A 14,324-nucleotide genomic window follows, 5' to 3' on the forward strand; every position below is an offset into this window, starting at 1 on the left:
GCTCCTTCAGTGGGTGTCGTAGTCGATGGTGAGTTTGTCGCTCAGCGGGTAGGACTGGCAGGTCAGCACGTAGCCGCGTTCGACCTCGTAATCCTCCAGCGCGTGGTTCGAGATCATCTCGACCTCGCCTTCCAGCACCTTGCCCATGCAGGTCGAACAGACCCCGGCCTTGCAGGAAAACGGCGCCTCCTGTCCGTTCTCCAGCGCCGCTTCGAGGACCGACTGGCCCTTCTGCATGGTGAAGCTGCGCCGCGCGCCGTCGATGATGACGGTGATCTCGGTGCCCTTCTGGCCCTCGCTGCGTTTGGCCATTTCCTGTTTCGCCAAACGGCCCTGCTGGCTTTCGCTGAAGAGTTCGAACTTGATCTGCTCGTCGGTCAGCCCATTGGTCTTCAGCGCCTCGGCGATGGCCAGCATCATCGGCTCCGGCCCGCAGATGAAGGCGGTGTCGATGGAGTCGATCTGGATCCAGTGCTTGAACAGCGCGTCGCATTTGTCCTGATCGACGCGGCCCTCGAAAAGCTCCATGTCCTGCCCGGATTCGAGGATATGGATCACCGTCAGGCGGCCCATGTAGCGGTTCTTGAGGTCTTCGAGTTCCTCGCGGAACATGATCGTGTTCACCGCACGGTTGGCATAGACCAGCGTGAAGGTCGACTGCGGCTCGCGTTTCAACACCGTCTTCAGGATCGACAGTACCGGGGTGATGCCCGAGCCGCCCGCGAAGCCGAGGTAGTTCTTGGCAACCTCCGGTTCGATCGGGGTGAAGAACTTGCCCTGCGGCGGCATGGCGTGCAGCACGTCGCCGACCTTGAGCTCGGTATTGGCATAGGTCGAAAAGGCCCCGCCATCGACGCGCTTGATCCCGACCTTTAACTCGCCATCGTCCAGACCTGCGCAGATCGAATAGTTGCGGCGCAGCTCGGTGCCGTCGAAATCCTGCTTGAAGGTCAGGTACTGGCCTTGTGTGAAGGCGAAGGCGTCGGGGTCTTCCGGCTTCAGCGTCAGCACCACGGCATCGCGGATGGTGTGATGAATGTCGGTGACGGTGAGGGGGTGGAACTGGCTCATCGGGGCCTCAGATACATTTGAAATAGTCAAAGGGTTCAAGGCAGTCCAAGCACCGCCATTGCGCCTTGCAGGGGGTCGAGCCGAACTGGCTGATCCGCTCCACCGCTTTCGATTGGCAGTGCGGGCAGTGCTGCGGCCCGCCGGCGGGGCGCGGCGGCGCGATGCCGTAGGCTTCAAGCTTGGCGCGGCCGGTGTCACTCATCCATTCGGTGGTCCAAGGCGGGGAGAGCTGGCGTTTCAACTCCAGCTTTTCGATCCCGTGGCCGTGCAGCGCCGTCTCGATGTCGAGGTTGATGATGCTGGTAGCCGGGCAGCCCGAATAGGTCGGTGTGATGGTGACGACCAGCGTGTCGCCCTGCCATGCCACATCGCGGATGATGCCCAGATCGGTGAGCGAAATCGCCGGGATCTCGGGGTCCGGGATCGCGGAGAGCCACGCCCAGACCGTCTTGACCGACGGCTTCTCGCCGCTGGCGGGGCCGCGCGAGGGGGACCCGCGCACCACCCCCGGCACCGGCGCGGGGGCGGGCCGGCTGTGGGGGGCGGGTTTCACCATGTGGCGTCCGGGTAGGCGCGTTGCAGCCACTGCATCTGGGTCAGCATATGGCCCAGATGTTCGCTGTGCCGCGCGCCGCTTTTCCCGCCCCTATGGGCAAAGTCGTCCTCGGGCTTACTGAGGGTCGCCGCCGCCAGCGTGTCGCCGACCAGTTGGTCATAGCTTTTGCGCATGCTCGCCGGATCGGGGGCGATACCGGCTTCGGCCATGGCGGCGTCGACATCATCGCTGATGAACATTTCGCCCACATAGGGCCAAAGCAGGTCAAGCGCCGCCTGCATCCGGCGGTGGCTTTCCTCGGTCCCGTCACCAAGGCCGATTACCGTGTCCGAGGACCGCTCCAAATGATAAGTCACCTCTTTCGCTGATTTCTCGGCGATGGCGGCGATCTCCTTGTCGCTGGAGTCGATCAGCGCGGTCAGCTGCGCCAGATGCCAAGCGTCAAACAGGAACTGCCGCATCATGGTCTGGCCGAAATCGCCGTTGGGCTGTTCGACCAGCAGGACATTGCGAAAATCCCAAACATCGCGGTGAAAGGCGAGCTTGTCGGCGTCGCGGCCTTCGCCCTCAACCTCGCCCGCCAGACCCAGCCACAATTGGGTCTGGCCGATCAGGTCGAGCGCCACATTGGCCAGCGCGATGTCCTCTTCCAGCACCGGCGCCACGCCGCACCATTCCGAGACGCGATGGCCCAGCACCAGCGCGTTGTCGCCCATCCGGCAGAGAAATTCGAACTTGGTATCGCTGCCGCTCACATCGCCCCCACTTCGTCGGGAATGTCGTAGAAGGTCGGGTGGCGGTAGACCTTGTCATTGGCAGGCTCATAAAGCGCGCCTTTCTCCTCGGGGGAGGAGGCAGCGATGGCGCTGGCCTCGACCGCCCAGATGCTCACGCCTTCGTTGCGGCGGGTGTAGACATCGCGGGCGTTCTTGATCGCCATTTCCGCATCCGCCGCATGCAGGCTGCCGACATGGCGGTGGCTCAGCCCGTGCTGGCCGCGGATGAAGATCTCCCACAGGGGCCATTCGGTGGGCCGTGCGTCGCCGTGGGGGGCGGTCTCGGTGCCTTCGTATTCGCTGGATTCAGGGCTGCTCATGTCGCTTACTCCGCTGCCATTTGTCTGCTGCGCTTTTTCTCGGCATGGGCCAGAAGACCCTCGCGCACCCAACGGCCTTCGTCCCAGGCCTTGTTGCGCGCCGCCAGCCGTTCGGTGTTGCAGGGGCCATTGCCCTTGAGCACCTGAAAGAACTCTTCCCAATCCGGCTCGGCAAAGTCGTAGTGGCCGGTCTCTTCGTTGAACTTCAGCGTCTCGTCGGGGATCGTGAGGCCGAGGTACTCGGCCTGCGGCACGGTCTCGTCGACGAACTTCTGACGCAGCTCGTCATTGGTGTTCATCTTGATCTTCCACGCCATCGACTGCGCGGAATGGACCGAGTCCTTGTCCGAGGGGCCGAACATCATCAGCGCCGGGAACCAGAAGCGGTTGAGCGCGTCCTGCGCCATCTTGCGCTGGGCGGGCGTGCCATTGGCCATCTTCATCATGATGTCGAAGCCCTGGCGCTGGTGGAAGCTTTCTTCTTTGCAGATGCGGACCATGGCGCGGGCGTAGGGCCCATAGGAGGTGCGCTGCAGCGGCACCTGATTCATGATCGCGGCACCATCGACCAGCCAGCCCACGGCGCCCATGTCGGCCCATGTCAGCGTGGGATAGTTGAAGATCGAGGAATACTTCATCTTCCCGGAAAGGAGGTCGCGGGTCATCTGGTCGCGGGTCACGCCCAGCGTTTCCGCCGCGCAGTAGAGGTAGAGGCCGTGGCCAGCCTCGTCCTGCACCTTGGCCAGAAGGATCGCCTTGCGCTCCAACGTCGGGGCGCGGGTGATCCAGTTGCCTTCCGGCAATTGGCCCACGATCTCGGAATGCGCATGCTGTCCGATCTGGCGGATCAGGTTCTTGCGATAGCCGTCGGGCATCCAGTCCTTGGGCTCGATCTTGCCGCCCGCGTCGATGCGTTCCTGAAAGGCGCGCTCGTCGGGGTCCATCTCGTCGAGGGATTTGACGCCCTTGCCGGTGGATTTGATCATCTGTGCATACATCGGTCCGTTCCTTTCGAGGAAAGAAGTGTCAGCCTGCGTTTTCGAGGATCAGGGCAACGCCCTGTCCCACGCCCACACACATGGTACATAGCGCGTATTTGCCGCCCGTCCGCTTGAGCTGCAGCGCCGCCGTCATCACCAGACGCGCGCCGGACATGCCCAGAGGGTGGCCGATGGCAATCGCGCCGCCGTTGGCATTTACATGTGCTGCGTCGTCCGGCACGCCAAGCGCGCGCAGGGTGGCGAGGCCCTGGCTCGCGAAGGCTTCGTTAAGCTCGATCACGTCCATCTGCTCAATCGTGAGGCCCGCGCGGTCCAGCACCCTGCGCACCGCCGGGATCGGGCCGATGCCCATGACGCGCGGCTCGACGCCCGCCGCGGACATGGCCACAACGCGGGCGATGGGGGCAAGGCCGTGGTCCTTCACGCCGGCCTCGGAGGCGAGCAGCATCGCCGCGGCACCGTCGTTCACGCCCGAGGCATTGCCGGCGGTCACGGTCAGGTCGGCGCCGTTGATGCCGCGCAGCTTGCCCAGTTTCTCCAGCGTGGTGCCAGGGCGGGGGTGTTCGTCGCTGTCGACGACGATGTCCTCGCCCTTGCGCTGCGGGATGGTGACCGGGGCGATTTCTTCGGCGAAGATGCCCTTCTCGGCGGCGGCGGCATAGCGTTCTTGGCTACGTGCGGCGAAGGCGTCCTGATCTTCGCGCGACACGTCATAATCGGCGGCGACGTTGTCGGCGGTCTCGGGCATGGAATCCACGCCGAACTGTGCCTTCATCTTCGGGTTTACGAAGCGCCAGCCGATGGTGGTGTCATAGACGGCGTTGCTGCGCGAAAAGGCGGTCTCGGCCTTGGGCATCACGAAGGGCGCGCGCGACATGCTTTCGATCCCGCCGGCGATGGCCAGATCCATATCGCCCGCGCGGATCGCCCGAGCGGCAGCGCCCACGGCGTCCATCCCGCTGGCGCAGAGACGGTTGATCGTGGCGCCCGGCACGTCCACCGGCAGGCCAGCCAATAGCGACGCCATACGCGCCACGTTGCGGTTGTCTTCGCCTGCCTGATTGGCGCAGCCCATGATCACGTCATCGACCCGCGCCCAATCGACGGAAGGGTTCCGCTCCATCAGCGCTTTCAGCGGCACGGCGGCCAGATCATCGGCGCGAACCGAAGAGAGGGCGCCGCCGTAACGGCCAATGGGGGTGCGCTGCGCGTCGCAGATGAATGCCTGCATGGGGGTCTCCTGTTGTTGCACCGTAATCTACACATCGGGGCGATTCGGTTCAATCAAAATGTTACGGAATGAAAATAGGGTACGGATTTTGGTAACACGTCACCGTCCTGTCACCAAAGCTTTGCCAAAGAGTCACGCCGCTGTCGGCGCTCTGTCACGCGCCGGGGGTTCTGTGCCGCCATCGCCACCCTCAGAGGAAGCTCAAGATGACCAAACTGATCCGCCCGACCCGTCGCGCTGTGCTGGCGGGCTCCACCGCCTTTGCCGCAAGCCTTGCCATGCCCAGCCTCAGCCGCGCGGCCTCGCGCCCGGTGTTTACCCATGGGGTGCAATCGGGCGATGTCGACACGCAGTCCGGCATGATCTGGACCCGCACTGACCGCCCGGCGCGGGTGCAGGTCGAAATCTCCACCACCGAAAGCTTTGCCAACGCGCGCCAGCTTGCACCGATGAACGCGCTGCCGAACCACGATCTGGCGGTGAAACGTCTGGTCGAAGGGCTGCCCTCGGATCAGGATATCTTTTACCGCTTCACCGCTGCGGACCTGAGCGACATCAACGCCACTTCCGAGCCGATCATCGGCCAGTTCCGCACCGCGCCCACCGCGCGCCGCGACGTGCGCTTTGCTTGGTCCGGTGACACCGCCGGTCAGGGCTGGGGCATCGACGATGAGGGCATGCGCACCTATGCGACCATGGCCAAACACCGCCCCGACTTCTTCCTGCATTCCGGTGACACCATCTATGCCGATGGCCCGCTTGAGGATGAGGTCCAGCTTGACGATGGCACGATGTGGAAGAACACCACCATCATCGACGAGAAACGCAAGGTGGCCGAGACGCTGGACGAATACCGCGGCCAGTGGAAATACAACCTGATGGACGACCATGTGCGTGAGATGAACGCCCATGTGCCGACCTTCATGCAATGGGACGACCATGAAGTCGTGAACAACTGGTCCTCGTCGCGCAGCCTGATGGAAGACGACCGCTATAGCGAGAAGTCGATCCATGTCCTCGCCGCGCGCGCTTCGCAGGCCTTCCATGAGATGACCCCGCTGCGCATCACTCCTGCCGAGCCGGGCCGGGTCTACCGCAAGATCAACTACGGTCCGATGCTGGATGTCTTCTTCCTCGACCTGCGCAGCTACCGGGGGCCGAACAGCGAGAACATGCAGACCGAGATGTCGCAGGCCACCGATATCCTCGGGGCCGAGCAGATGGCATGGCTCAAGCGGGAGCTGACCAATTCGGCGGCCACATGGAAGGTCATCGCCTGCGACATGCCCATCGGTCTGGTCGTCGGTGGCGGGGCCGAGGCGGTTGCCAATGGCGACAATGGTGCCGCCAAAGGCCGCGAGCAAGAGATCGCGGGGCTGCTGCGTTTCATCAAGACCGCGCAGATCGACAACGTGGTCTGGTTCACGGCGGATGTGCATTACACCGCCGCGCATTACTACAACCCCGACAAGGCGCAGTTTCAGGACTTTGACCCGTTCTGGGAGTTCGTCTCGGGCCCGCTGCACGCCGGCACCTTCGGCCCGAACGAATTGGACGGCACCTTTGGCCCTGAGTTGAAATACGTCAAAGCGCCCGAAGAAGGTCAGGTGAACCTGCCGCCCTCCGCCGGTCTGCAATTTTTTGGCTTGGTCGATATCGACGCCAAGACCCAGCAGATGAAAGTGCGTCTGATGGACCGCGCCGATACCGAGCTTTACTCGGTGACGCTCGACCCCAAGGGAGCGGCGATCTAAGCGCCCTCTGCATGGCACAGTGGGAGGATCGCCCCGAAGCGGGCGATCCTTTTCGTTTCAGTAGTCGACGCCGCGCTGTGCTTTGATGCCCGCTTTGAACGGGTGTTTGACCTCGGACATTTCGGTCACCAGATCGGCATAGTCACAAAGCTCGGGCCGGGCGTCGCGGCCTGTCAGCACCACGGCGGTGCGCTTGTCACGCGCGTCGAGCCCGGCGATCACATCTTCGATCTTGAGGTATTCATAGCGGATGGCGATGTTGATCTCATCCATCACCACAAGGTCATATTCCCCGCTCTCCATCATCTCGCGCGCCTTGCCAAATGCGGCTTCGGCGGCGGCGATGTCGCGGTTGCGGTCTTGGGTGTCCCAAGTGAAGCCTTCGCCCATCGTGTGCCATGTCACCTCGTCCAACCGTTCAAAGAACAATCGTTCGCCAGTTTTCCATTTGCCCTTGATGAACTGCACCACACCCACGCGCTGCTTCCAGCCAAGCGCGCGCACCACCACGCCGAAAGCGGAAGAGGATTTGCCCTTGCCCGGGCCGGTATGGACCAGCACCAGACCCTTCTCGGGGTCTTGCAACTCGGCCACCTTGGCGCGCTGTTCGGCCTGACGCTGCTGCATCTTTTCCTTGTGATCTTTCGGATCCGCGTCGCTCATCGGTCATCTCCTCTATCCGGTTTCGGGGCACCATAGGCAGAGGATTGGTCAGGCGAAAGCCCGCATTCGATCACGCTTTGGGATCGGTGACAGACCGCGCCTTGCCCCGCTCCATCCCCAACTGCCGCTCGCGCCAGATCACCAACGCGCCCGCGCTGATCACCAGCGCCGCGCCCGCCAGCATCATCATCGTGGGCAGTTCGGCAAAGAAGACATAGCCCAGCAGAATGGCGAAAAGCATCGAGGTATAGTCATAGGGCGCCAGCATCGAGGCTGAGCCAAAGCGGTAGGCCGAGGTGATCAGGATCTGCGCCACCCCGCCGATCAACCCGGCAAGGACCAGCAGGCCAAAGGTTTGCAGATCGGGGATGACCCAGCCGAAGGGCAGGGTGAAAAGCGCCAGAATCGACGCGGTGGCCGAGAAATAGAACACGATGGCTGCGGTGTCTTCGCTTTGCACCAACTGGCGAATGTGGATCTGCACAAGGCTGCGCACCATGGTCGCCATCAGGATCAGCAGCGCGCCGATGGTGGCCGTCTGCTCCATCGTGCCGATGCTGGTGAAGCGCGGCCAGAGGATGATCATTACGCCCACCAGCCCAATCGCCACGGCACTCACGCGGATCAGCCGGATTTTCTCGCCCAGCAACACGGCAGCGAGGATGACGGTGAAAATCGGTGTGGCAAAGCCGATGGCCGTGACCTCGGGCAGGGGCAGCAGGCCGAGGCCGGTAAAGGTCAGCCCCATCGCCGTGGTGCCGAAGAGCCCGCGCCAGACATGGCCCATCGGGTTTTGCGTCTTTAGCCCGCTTTTCAGTTTGCCGCGCTGCGCCAGCCAGATCAGGATCACTGGAATGGCAAAGAAGGAGCGGAAGAAGACCGACTCCCCGGCGGGGACATCGTCGGCCAGCGATTTGATGATCGCGGACATGCAGGTGAAAAGCAGGATCGCCGTGATTTTCAGTCCGACACCAAGGGCGGGGCGGGCGGAGAAATCATCGACTTTCATGCTTTGATCCTCACGCCTCGGGGCCAATTATGCCGCGGTTCTGACCAATCTGTCCGCGATGCAGCAGCAGGTGATCCAGCAGCACGCAGGCCATCATCGCCTCGCCCACCGGCACCGCGCGGATGCCGACGCAAGGATCGTGGCGGCCCTTGGTGATGATCTCGGTCTCTTCGCCCTGTTTCGTGATTGTGCGCCGCGTGGTCAGGATGCTGGAGGTCGGCTTCACCGCGAAGCGCAGCACCACATCCTGCCCGGTGCTGATCCCGCCCAAGATGCCGCCCGCGTGGTTCGAGGAATATTCCGGCCCATCCGGCCCCATGGTGATCTCATCGGCGTTCAATTCGCCGGTCAGCATCGCCGCCGACATGCCCTCGCCGATCTCCACGCCCTTGACGGCATTGATGCTCATCATCGCGGCGGCCAGATCGGTGTCGAGCTTGCCATAGACCGGCGCGCCGAGACCCGCAGGCACGCCGCGCGCCGTCACTTCGATGATCGCGCCGACGCTGCTGCCCGATTTGCGCAGCCCGTCGAGGTAGTCGGCCCAGTCCGCCGCTGCCTTGGCATCCGGCACCCAAAAGGGGTTTTGGTCGATTTGGTCCCAATCGAACGCATCGCGGTCAATCTTATGCGGCCCCATTTGCACCATGTAGCCGGTGATCTGAAGCTCCGGCGCCAGCGCCTTGATCGCCTCACGCGCCAGACCGCCCGCCGCCACCCGCGCGGCGGTCTCCCGGGCCGAGGAACGGCCACCCCCGCGATAGTCGCGGATGCCGTATTTCTGGAAATAGGTGATGTCGGCGTGACCGGGGCGGAACTTGTCCTTGATGTCGCCGTAGTCTTTCGAGCGTTGATCGGTGTTCTCGATCATCAGCTGCACGGGCGTGCCGGTGGTGACCCCTTCGAAGGTGCCCGACAGGATCCGGACCTCATCCGCCTCACGCCGCTGCGTGGTGTATTTGTTCTGGCCCGGTTTGCGCTTGTCGAGCCACTGCTGGATCATGCCTTCGTCAATCGGCACGCCGGGTGGGCAGCCGTCGATGGTCGCCCCAAGGGCGGGCCCGTGGCTCTCGCCCCATGTGGTGACCCGGTAAAGATGGCCAAAGCTGTTGATCGACATGGGCGGACCTCCTGTTGTCAAACCCTTAGCCGGGGCAGCGCCCTGCCTCAAGGGGATTTGCCTTGCCAATTGTGCAGGTCCGATCTACCCCTGACGCTACCTCGGGGGGCCTTTGGGCTGAGATGCGCATGCTGTGCGGACCCGTTGAACCTGAACCGGTTAACACCGGCGGAGGGAAGGTCAGGACAGACATCCACCTTTTACCTTTCGCCGCAAAAGGAGGATGCGATGAAGTATCTTACACTTGCTGCGGGCGTCATGGGCGCATCGGCCACATGGGCCGAGACGCCTGAATTGACGGTCTATACCTACGACAGTTTCGTCACCGAATGGGGGCCGGGCCCGGCCATCGAAGAGGGGTTCGAGGCCGAATGCGGCTGCGATCTGAAATTCGTCGGCATGGGCGATGGCGCGGCTTTGCTGGCGCGGCTCAAGCTTGAAGGCACACGGTCCGACGCGGATATCGTGCTGGGGCTGGACACCAGCCTTGTCGCCGCCGCGAAAGAGACCGAACTGTTCGCGCCGAGCGGGTTGCAGGCCGACTATGACCTGCCGATCACTTGGGAAGACGAAGTTTTCGTGCCCTATGACTGGGGCTATTTCGCTTTTGTCCACGGCACCGATCTGGACGCGCCCGGTAATTTCAAAGCGCTGACCGAGAGCGATCTGAAAATCGTGATCCAAGACCCGCGCTCTTCGACGCCCGGTTTGGGGCTGCTGATGTGGGTCAAAGCGGCCTATGGCGATGAGGCGCCCGAGATTTGGGCGGGGCTGGCCGACAATGTCGTGACCGTGACCAAAGGGTGGTCCGAAGCCTACGGTCTCTTCCTCGAAGGCGAGGCCGACATGGTGCTGAGCTACACCACCTCTCCGGCCTATCACCTGATCGCGGAGGAGGACGACAGCAAGACCGCGGCGCTGTTCGACGAGGGCCATTACATGCAGATCGAAGTGGCGGGGAAGCTTGCCGGGTCGGATCAGCCGGAACTGGCGGATCGGTTCTTGCAATACCTCGTCTCTGATGCCGCGCAATCGGTGCTGCCGACGACCAACTGGATGTATCCCGCCGTGACGCCCGAAGGCGGTCTGCCCGCAGGGTTCGAGGGCATGATCCAGCCCGACAAGGCGCTGTTAGTGCCGAACGACGAGGTCCCCGCGCTCCGTGAGGAGGCTTTGGACGAATGGCTGACCGCGCTGTCGCGTTAAGCGGCAAGACGGGGCTTTTCGCCGCCGCGCTAGTCGCGGGGCTGATCCTTGCCGCTTTGGTCGCCGTCTTCGCGGCGGCCGATGTGGGTGCGGGGCTCGGCCCGGCGGATTGGGCGGCGGTGCGGTTTACCGCGACACAGGCGGTTTGGTCGGCGGTGCTTTCGGTGCTGCTGGCCGTGCCGGTGGCGCGGGCGCTGGCGCGGCGGCGGTTTTGGGGGCGCGGCGCGCTGATCACGTTGCTGGGCGCGCCTTTCATTCTGCCGGTGATCGTGGCGGTGCTGGGGCTGCTGACGGTCTTTGGCCGGTCGGGCGTGCTGAACCAATTTGGCGCGGCTCTTGGCCTGCCGCCGGTGTCGATCTACGGGCTGCATGGCGTGGTTCTGGCGCATGTCTTCTTCAACCTGCCGCTGGCGACGCGGCTTTTGCTGCAGGGCTGGCAGAGCATCCCTTCTGAGCGGTTTCGGCTCGCGGGGCAGCTTCAGATGACGCCGCGGGCGCTGTTTCTGGCGCTGGAATGGCCAATGCTGCGGCAGGTGCTGCCCGGCGTGGCGGCGCTGATATTCGTGATCTGCCTGACCAGTTTTGCCGTGGCTTTGACGCTGGGCGGTGGGCCGCGGGCGACGACGATCGAATTGGCGATCTATCAGGCGTTTCGGTTTGATTTTGACCTGGGGCGGGCGGCGCTTTTGTCGGTGGTGCAGCTTGTGGTCGCGGGTGTGGCGGCGGTGGCGGCGCTTTGGCTGATCCCGCCGATCAGCTTGGGCGGCGGGTTGGACCGCCCCCTGCGCCGCTGGGATGCGCGGGGCGGCGCGCAGCGGGCATTAGACGGGCTGGTGATCGCGCTCGCTGCGCTGTTCTTGCTGCTGCCGCTGGGGGCCGTGGTGCTGCGCGGGCTGGCGGGGGTCGCGGAACTGCCTGCCTCGGTCTGGCAGGCCTCCGGGAATAGCATTCTGGTGGCGGGGTTGAGCGTGGCGGTGCTGGCCCTGCTGGCGCTGCCGATGGCAGGCTGGATTGCTACCCGGCGGCGTGGCGGGGTGGAGGCGATTGGCCTGATGGGGCTTGCGGCCTCTCCGCTGATGATTGGCACGGGGTGGTTCATCCTGATCAACCCGGTGCTGGACCCCGCACGGCTGAGCCTGCCGGTCACCGCCTTGGTCAACGCGCTGATGGCGCTGCCTTTCGTGCTGCGCATTCTGGTGCCGCGCCTGCGCGAGACCTTGAAGGATTATGGCCCCCTGACCCAGATCCTCGGCATGACGGGTTGGGCGCTGTGGCGGTTGCTGGTCCTGCCGCGTCTGCGCCCGCAATTGGGCTTTGCCGCCGGGCTGACGGGGGCGCTGTCGGTGGGGGATCTCGGCGTGATCGCGCTTTTCGCCGATCAGGAGCGTGCGACGCTGCCCTTGCAGATGTATCGTCTGATGGGCGCCTACCGGATGGAGGCCGCGGCGGGCGCAGCGCTGCTTTTGCTGGTCTTGGCGCTGGCGGTGTTTTTCATCTGCGACAAATGGGGGCGCTGGCATGCTGACGCTTGAAGACATGCGCATTGAGCGGGGCGAGTTCTCCCTCGTGGCCGATATGACACTGGCGCAGGGGCGCAACTACGCGGTGATCGGCCCCTCCGGGTCGGGCAAGTCGACCCTGCTGGCGGCAATCTGTGGGTTCGTGCCGGTGGCAGCGGGGCGGCTGCTGCAGGAGGGGGAGGAGATCACGGATCAACATCCCGGCCAGCGCGGCATGACGATGCTGTTTCAGGATAATAACCTGTTCCCACATCTCACCGTGCGGCAGAACGTCGGCCTTGGCCTGCGCCCCGACCTGCGGCTGAAAGCAGCGGACCGGGAGGCGGTCGATGCCGCCCTCGCGCGGGTGGGGCTCAGCGATCACGCCGCCAAACGCCCGGGCGCGCTGTCGGGCGGGCAGCAAAGCCGCGTGGCGCTGGCGCGGGTGCTGGTACAGGCGCGGCCATGGATGCTGTTGGATGAGCCCTTCGCCGCGCTCGGCCCGGCGCTGCGGGTGGAGATGCTGGATTTGGTCCAAGACCTCGCCCGTGAGACCGGCGCGGGGCTGATCATGGTGACCCATGCCCCCGATGACGTGCGCCGCATCGCGGATGAGGTGATCTTTGTCGAAGGCGGGCGCGCCCATGCGCCGGGACCGGCGGCGGAATTGCTCGACAACCCGCCCCCGGCCTTGCGCGCCTATCTCGGCTAGGCGGCGGAAATTTTTGAAATTTCCGCGCCGTTTTCATTTGAAGAAAACGTCTCCAGCGCTTGGGTCATGCCAAGAGCGGCCTGCGCGGCCTCGCGCCCCTTGGTGACGAAATGATCGCGGTAGATCGCGTTGTGATGATCCGTTTCCTGATAGTGGTGCGGTGTGAGCGAGACCGACAGCACCGGCAGGTCACAGTCCAGCCCCACGCGCATCAGCCCATCGACCACCGTCTGCGCCACGAAGTCATGCCGGTAAATGCCGCCATCCACCACGAAGGCCGCGCAGATCACGGCGTCGTAGTGCCCGGTCTTGGCCAGACGCTGCGCCATGAGCGGCAGTTCAAAGGCCCCGGGAACGGCAAAACTGTCGACCTGTGCGGCGTCGATAACTTCGGTAAACCCGTCATAGGCGCGGTCGACGATATCCGCATGCCAGCTTGCACGCACAAAGGCGAAACGGGCGGAACGTTCTTGTGTCATGGTGATCTCCTTTAGGTTCAGACACGTCCACCCAAGGCGATCACGCGCAACGACCGGGGCTTCGCCCCCGTCTTTGTTCGCATTCTCTTTCATCCGGACTGTGACCGTCGGCTCTGGAGTCGCACCAGATCTGCTGACACCTTCGAAAAGGCCGCTCGCGGGCTTGCGGGGGACCGCTTACCGCCGGTGGGGAATTTCGCCCCGCCCTGAGAATGATGTCAGGTTGCCAAGTTGCGCAAGGCTCTGCAATACCAAAAGAAACGCATAGGAGGCACCATGCACCCCAATCCGATCTACCGCAAAGAGGGCCGCGACCGAAACCTTGCCTTTGCTCGTGACACCGGTTTTGGCGTTCTGGCGATCAACGGGGCAGAGGGACCGTTGATGGCGCATGTGCCCTTCATCCTGAACGACGCCGGGGATTTGGCCGAGTTGCATTTGGTGCGCTCGAACCCCATCGCGCGGGCGCTGAAAACCCCGCAGCCGGTGCGTTTGGCCGTAACGGGGGCCGACAGCTATGTCTCGCCCGACTGGTACGGGACCGAGGATCAGGTGCCGACATGGAACTATGTTGCCGTGCATCTGACCGGCACGCTGGTGCTGCGCCCGGCAGAGGAACTGCCGGATCTGCTGGCGCGGCAATCGGCGGTGTATGAGGCGCGGCTGGCCCCGAAGACCCCGTGGAAGATGGACAAGATGACCCCCGAGGCGCGGGACAAGATGCTGCGGATGATCGTGCCTTGCCAGTTCCGCGTCACCGGGGTCGACGGCACATGGAAGCTGGGACAGAACAAGGATGAGGCCGTGCGTCTCGCGGCGGCGGAGCAGATGGCGGCGCATGGGTTCGGCACGGATCCGGCGGTGATGGCGGCTCTGATGCGCGGGGCGTGATCGCCGTTGCGTCTGGCGCGGCGCCGTTGAATAGTG

General features: G+C 64.0%; 15 protein-coding genes and 2 riboswitches. Of the genes, 5 read left to right on the forward strand and 10 right to left on the reverse strand.

Annotated elements, in window-relative coordinates; translation table 11 throughout:
• Positions 1-6: 6 nt before the first annotated feature.
• Genes ACGYLD_RS06695 through pcaF form a run of 6 tightly spaced genes read right to left on the reverse strand, consistent with a single transcriptional unit; the run spans position 7 to position 4,955 of the window.
• The gene (locus ACGYLD_RS06695) at positions 7-1,071 is read right to left on the reverse strand and encodes a 2Fe-2S iron-sulfur cluster-binding protein (RefSeq protein ID WP_271692750.1); all 1,065 of its coding nucleotides are present in this window, start codon (positions 1,069-1,071) and stop codon (positions 7-9) included.
• Between the two features lie 7 nt (positions 1,072-1,078).
• Complete coding sequence (gene paaD / locus ACGYLD_RS06700; RefSeq protein ID WP_271692751.1) at positions 1,079-1,627, reverse strand: 1,2-phenylacetyl-CoA epoxidase subunit PaaD; 549 nt, start codon at positions 1,625-1,627, stop codon at positions 1,079-1,081.
• On the reverse strand, positions 1,621-2,343 hold the full coding sequence (paaC, locus tag ACGYLD_RS06705) for a 1,2-phenylacetyl-CoA epoxidase subunit PaaC (RefSeq protein WP_271693874.1): 723 nt from the start codon (positions 2,341-2,343) through the stop codon (positions 1,621-1,623). Before paaC ends, paaD begins: the two co-directional genes overlap by 7 nt.
• Before the next feature lie 35 nt (positions 2,344-2,378).
• Complete coding sequence (gene paaB / locus ACGYLD_RS06710) at positions 2,379-2,723, reverse strand: 1,2-phenylacetyl-CoA epoxidase subunit PaaB (RefSeq protein ID WP_271692752.1); 345 nt, start codon at positions 2,721-2,723, stop codon at positions 2,379-2,381.
• Between the two features lie 5 nt (positions 2,724-2,728).
• Entirely contained in the window at positions 2,729-3,721 is a 993-nt protein-coding gene (gene paaA, locus ACGYLD_RS06715) for a 1,2-phenylacetyl-CoA epoxidase subunit PaaA (protein ID WP_271688712.1), read from the reverse strand.
• A 28-nt stretch (positions 3,722-3,749) separates the two neighbouring features.
• Positions 3,750-4,955 carry a 3-oxoadipyl-CoA thiolase gene (gene pcaF / locus ACGYLD_RS06720; RefSeq protein ID WP_271692753.1) on the reverse strand — a complete coding sequence of 402 codons (1,206 nt, stop codon included), beginning with the start codon at positions 4,953-4,955 and terminating at the stop codon, positions 3,750-3,752.
• A 206-nt stretch (positions 4,956-5,161) separates the two neighbouring features.
• Here pcaF and ACGYLD_RS06725 point away from each other — a divergent pair, with 206 nt between their 5' ends.
• Complete coding sequence (locus ACGYLD_RS06725) at positions 5,162-6,709, forward strand: alkaline phosphatase D family protein (protein ID WP_394401761.1); 1,548 nt, start codon at positions 5,162-5,164, stop codon at positions 6,707-6,709.
• Between the two features lie 57 nt (positions 6,710-6,766).
• Here ACGYLD_RS06725 and cobO read toward each other — a convergent pair whose 3' ends face one another.
• The 3 genes from cobO to aroC all read right to left on the reverse strand — a co-directional run bounded on the left by cobO (position 6,767) and on the right by aroC (position 9,501).
• The gene (cobO, locus tag ACGYLD_RS06730; protein ID WP_271692756.1) at positions 6,767-7,372 is read right to left on the reverse strand and encodes a cob(I)yrinic acid a,c-diamide adenosyltransferase; all 606 of its coding nucleotides are present in this window, start codon (positions 7,370-7,372) and stop codon (positions 6,767-6,769) included.
• A 70-nt stretch (positions 7,373-7,442) separates the two neighbouring features.
• Positions 7,443-8,381: a DMT family transporter gene (locus tag ACGYLD_RS06735; protein ID WP_271692757.1), complete on the reverse strand. Its 939-nt coding sequence runs from the start codon at positions 8,379-8,381 to the stop codon at positions 7,443-7,445.
• Positions 8,382-8,391: 10 nt separating this feature from the next.
• On the reverse strand, positions 8,392-9,501 hold the full coding sequence (aroC, locus tag ACGYLD_RS06740) for a chorismate synthase (RefSeq protein ID WP_271692758.1): 1,110 nt from the start codon (positions 9,499-9,501) through the stop codon (positions 8,392-8,394).
• 92 nt (positions 9,502-9,593) lie between these two features.
• Positions 9,594-9,695: riboswitch (TPP riboswitch) on the forward strand.
• 34 nt (positions 9,696-9,729) lie between these two features.
• Here aroC and thiB point away from each other — a divergent pair.
• The 3 genes from thiB to ACGYLD_RS06755 are packed head-to-tail and all read left to right on the forward strand — an operon-like array spanning position 9,730 to position 12,918.
• Positions 9,730-10,707 carry a thiamine ABC transporter substrate binding subunit gene (gene thiB / locus ACGYLD_RS06745; RefSeq protein WP_271692759.1) on the forward strand — a complete coding sequence of 326 codons (978 nt, stop codon included), beginning with the start codon at positions 9,730-9,732 and terminating at the stop codon, positions 10,705-10,707.
• A complete protein-coding gene (locus ACGYLD_RS06750; protein ID WP_271692760.1) occupies positions 10,683-12,239 on the forward strand; it encodes a thiamine/thiamine pyrophosphate ABC transporter permease ThiP in 1,557 nt (518 codons plus the stop codon). Before thiB ends, ACGYLD_RS06750 begins: the two co-directional genes overlap by 25 nt.
• Complete coding sequence (locus tag ACGYLD_RS06755; RefSeq protein ID WP_271692761.1) at positions 12,226-12,918, forward strand: ATP-binding cassette domain-containing protein; 693 nt, start codon at positions 12,226-12,228, stop codon at positions 12,916-12,918. The genes ACGYLD_RS06750 and ACGYLD_RS06755 overlap by 14 nt, the downstream gene beginning before the upstream one ends.
• On the opposite strand, the gene ACGYLD_RS06760 is transcribed toward ACGYLD_RS06755, so the two are convergent.
• The gene (locus tag ACGYLD_RS06760; RefSeq protein WP_271692762.1) at positions 12,915-13,397 is read right to left on the reverse strand and encodes a 6,7-dimethyl-8-ribityllumazine synthase; all 483 of its coding nucleotides are present in this window, start codon (positions 13,395-13,397) and stop codon (positions 12,915-12,917) included. The two genes, ACGYLD_RS06755 and ACGYLD_RS06760, sit on opposite strands and share 4 nt — an antisense overlap.
• A 77-nt stretch (positions 13,398-13,474) precedes the next feature.
• A riboswitch (FMN riboswitch) is annotated at positions 13,475-13,615 on the reverse strand.
• A gap of 58 nt (positions 13,616-13,673) precedes the next feature.
• Between ACGYLD_RS06760 and ACGYLD_RS06765 the strand changes: the two genes are divergently transcribed.
• Positions 13,674-14,288, forward strand: a complete 615-nt coding sequence (locus ACGYLD_RS06765) for an FMN-binding negative transcriptional regulator (protein WP_394401768.1) — start codon at positions 13,674-13,676, stop codon at positions 14,286-14,288.
• Positions 14,289-14,324: the final 36 nt, after the last annotated feature.

Origin of the sequence: Sulfitobacter sp. 1A12056 (assembly GCF_043558125.1) — a bacterium.
Classification (GTDB): Bacteria; Pseudomonadota; Alphaproteobacteria; order Rhodobacterales; family Rhodobacteraceae; genus Sulfitobacter; species Sulfitobacter faviae.

Coding starts and splice junctions, on each gene's coding strand:
- ACGYLD_RS06695 (WP_271692750.1), bottom strand. CDS start 1,071: ATGAGCCAGTTCCACCCCCTCACCGTCACCGACATTCATCACACCATC.
- paaD (WP_271692751.1), bottom strand. CDS start 1,627: ATGGTGAAACCCGCCCCCCACAGCCGGCCCGCCCCCGCGCCGGTGCCG.
- paaC (WP_271693874.1), bottom strand. CDS start 2,343: ATGGGCGACAACGCGCTGGTGCTGGGCCATCGCGTCTCGGAATGGTGC.
- paaB (WP_271692752.1), bottom strand. CDS start 2,723: ATGAGCAGCCCTGAATCCAGCGAATACGAAGGCACCGAGACCGCCCCC.
- paaA (WP_271688712.1), bottom strand. CDS start 3,721: ATGTATGCACAGATGATCAAATCCACCGGCAAGGGCGTCAAATCCCTC.
- pcaF (WP_271692753.1), bottom strand. CDS start 4,955: ATGCAGGCATTCATCTGCGACGCGCAGCGCACCCCCATTGGCCGTTAC.
- ACGYLD_RS06725 (WP_394401761.1), top strand. CDS start 5,162: ATGACCAAACTGATCCGCCCGACCCGTCGCGCTGTGCTGGCGGGCTCC.
- cobO (WP_271692756.1), bottom strand. CDS start 7,372: ATGAGCGACGCGGATCCGAAAGATCACAAGGAAAAGATGCAGCAGCGT.
- ACGYLD_RS06735 (WP_271692757.1), bottom strand. CDS start 8,381: ATGAAAGTCGATGATTTCTCCGCCCGCCCCGCCCTTGGTGTCGGACTG.
- aroC (WP_271692758.1), bottom strand. CDS start 9,501: ATGTCGATCAACAGCTTTGGCCATCTTTACCGGGTCACCACATGGGGC.
- thiB (WP_271692759.1), top strand. CDS start 9,730: ATGAAGTATCTTACACTTGCTGCGGGCGTCATGGGCGCATCGGCCACA.
- ACGYLD_RS06750 (WP_271692760.1), top strand. CDS start 10,683: ATGGCTGACCGCGCTGTCGCGTTAAGCGGCAAGACGGGGCTTTTCGCC.
- ACGYLD_RS06755 (WP_271692761.1), top strand. CDS start 12,226: ATGCTGACGCTTGAAGACATGCGCATTGAGCGGGGCGAGTTCTCCCTC.
- ACGYLD_RS06760 (WP_271692762.1), bottom strand. CDS start 13,397: ATGACACAAGAACGTTCCGCCCGTTTCGCCTTTGTGCGTGCAAGCTGG.
- ACGYLD_RS06765 (WP_394401768.1), top strand. CDS start 13,674: ATGCACCCCAATCCGATCTACCGCAAAGAGGGCCGCGACCGAAACCTT.